Origin of the sequence: Promineifilum sp. (SeqCode) (genome assembly GCF_041918635.1) — a bacterium.
GTDB lineage: Bacteria > Chloroflexota > Anaerolineae > Promineifilales > Promineifilaceae > Promineifilum.
In genome coordinates this window covers 1-2,009 of record NZ_JAYRVJ010000631.1, presented here as the reverse complement: position 1 = coordinate 2,009, position 2,009 = coordinate 1, and the positions used below count along the sequence as shown (strand labels likewise).

Genomic DNA, 2,009 nt, shown 5'->3' with positions numbered 1-2,009 from the left:
GACATCAAGGAGGCGGGCGAGCACGCCGCCTACGAGGCCAACGTCCACGGCCTGCACCCGGAGATTCTGAAGACGCTGGGCCGGCTGAAGTATCGCACCTCCTACGGCCAGAACCAGTTGCAGCACTCGGTCGAGGCGTCGCACATCGCCGCCATGCTGGCCGCCGAACTGGGGGCCAACATCGAGACGGCCAAAATGGGCGCGCTGCTGCACGACCTGGGCAAGGCGATGGATCACGACCAGGAGGGCACGCACGCCCAGATCGGCGCGGAGTTCGCCAAGCGCTTTAAGGTTCCGCCGGTGGTGGTTAACGCCATCGCCTCGCACCATCACGAGGTGGAGCAGGAGACGGTCGAGGCGATCATCGTCGAGGCCGCCGACGCCATCTCCGGCGCGCGGCCGGGGGCGCGGCGCGAGAGCCTGGAGAACTACATCAAGCGCGTGCGCACGCTGGAAGAGATCGCCACCTCCTTCCCCGGCGTGGACAGCGCCTACGCCCTGCAGGCCGGCCGCGAGATTCGCATCCTGGTCAAGCCGAACCAGATCGACGACCTGGCGGCGGTGCGGCTGTCGAAGGATATCTCCAAGAACATCGAGGATACGATGCAGTATCCCGGCCAGATTCAGGTGACCGTCATCCGCGAGACGCGGGCGGTCGGTTTCGCGAAGTAAAGGAGAGCAGGAGAGCAGGGGAGCGGGGGTGCGGGGGTGAAAGAAGCGCGATGGCGCGGCTCTTTCTCCCCTGCCCCCCTGCTCTTCCGCTCCCCTGCGGCACTGAATGAGACCACTGATGATCAACACGGTTGCGGTCATTGGCTCGGGCACGATGGGACGGGGCATCGCCCAGTCGGCGGCGTTGGCCGGGCATGGGGTGATCCTCTACGACCTGACGGACGAGATCGTCCAGCGGGCGCTGGCCGCCATCGGCGACTCCATCACCGAAGGCGTCCGCCGCAGCAAGACCGCGCCGGAGGTGGCCGAGCGGGCCAAGGCGGCCCTGACGCCGGTTACCGACCTGGCCCGCGCCGCGGCGGCCGACCTGGTTATCGAGGCTGTGCCGGAAGAACTGGCCCTGAAGCGGCGCGTCTTCGAGCAGTTGGATGCCGCCGCCCCGGCCCACACGATCCTGGCCTCCAACACCTCCAGCCTGAGCATCAGCGCCATCGCCGGGGCCACGCGCCGGCCGGAGCGGGTCATCGGCCTGCACTACTTCAACCCGGCCCACATCATGCCCCTGGTGGAGATCATCCGCGGCGACCTGACCGACGACGCCACGACGAGCGCCAGCCACGCCTTTGTCGAGGGGCTGGGCAAGACGGCCGTCGTCTGCCACGACTCGCCGGCCTTCATCGTCAACCGCGTCGCCCGGCCCTTCTACGGCGAGGCGTTCCGGCTGCTGGGCGAGGGCGCGGCCGGCGTGGCGACGATTGACCGGCTGATCCGCTCGCTGGGCTTCCGCATGGGGCCGTTCGAGCTGGTCGATCTGATCGGCCTGGACGTGAACCTGGCTGTCACCAAGTCCGTCTACGACGCCTACTTCCAGGACGCCAAGTACCGGCCGCACCCGATTCAGCAGCGGATGGTGGAGAGTGGAAGGTTGGGACGGAAGAGCGGGCGGGGGTTTTACGAGTACGACCTACCTAAGTCATAAATGGGCCGGTTACTCCCATTTCTCCCCGACAGACTCAACGAGGCTTGGAAGCATTCTAACGTCAAGATGAAATCCGTGCGCTTGCAGTTGACCACCCACCCATTAGTCGTGCTCAAGGTCTTGCATCACTTCTTCAATGGAGGCCTGGAACGGCGATACGCCAAAGCGAGCCAATGCAGTCAGGAAGTCGGCACGCGATAACCCAGCCACTTCAGCCGCCCGGCCCTGAGAAAGCTGCTGCGTCTCGTACCACTTGGCCGCCGCGGCCAGGCACATCTCGCGTAGGAACGTCTCCGGGTTCTGGCGGAGCGTCGAAAAGAGATCGGCCGGCAATTCAAGGGTTAACTGCACCGTATCG

General features: G+C 65.9%; 3 protein-coding genes. 2 read left to right on the top strand and 1 reads right to left on the bottom strand.

Annotated elements, in window-relative coordinates; all coding sequences use genetic code 11:
• Positions 1-672 (top strand): HDIG domain-containing metalloprotein (locus ACE3UY_RS18560; RefSeq protein WP_374688971.1); only part of this gene is annotated, 672 nt, incomplete at its 5' end.
• Positions 673-790: 118 nt separating this feature from the next.
• The gene (locus tag ACE3UY_RS18555; RefSeq protein WP_374688970.1) at positions 791-1,651 is read left to right on the top strand and encodes a 3-hydroxyacyl-CoA dehydrogenase family protein; all 861 of its coding nucleotides are present in this window, start codon (positions 791-793) and stop codon (positions 1,649-1,651) included.
• 102 nt (positions 1,652-1,753) lie between these two features.
• Here ACE3UY_RS18555 and ACE3UY_RS18550 read toward each other — a convergent pair.
• On the bottom strand, positions 1,754-2,009 hold a 256-nt coding region (locus ACE3UY_RS18550), incomplete at its 5' end, for a UPF0175 family protein (protein ID WP_374688969.1).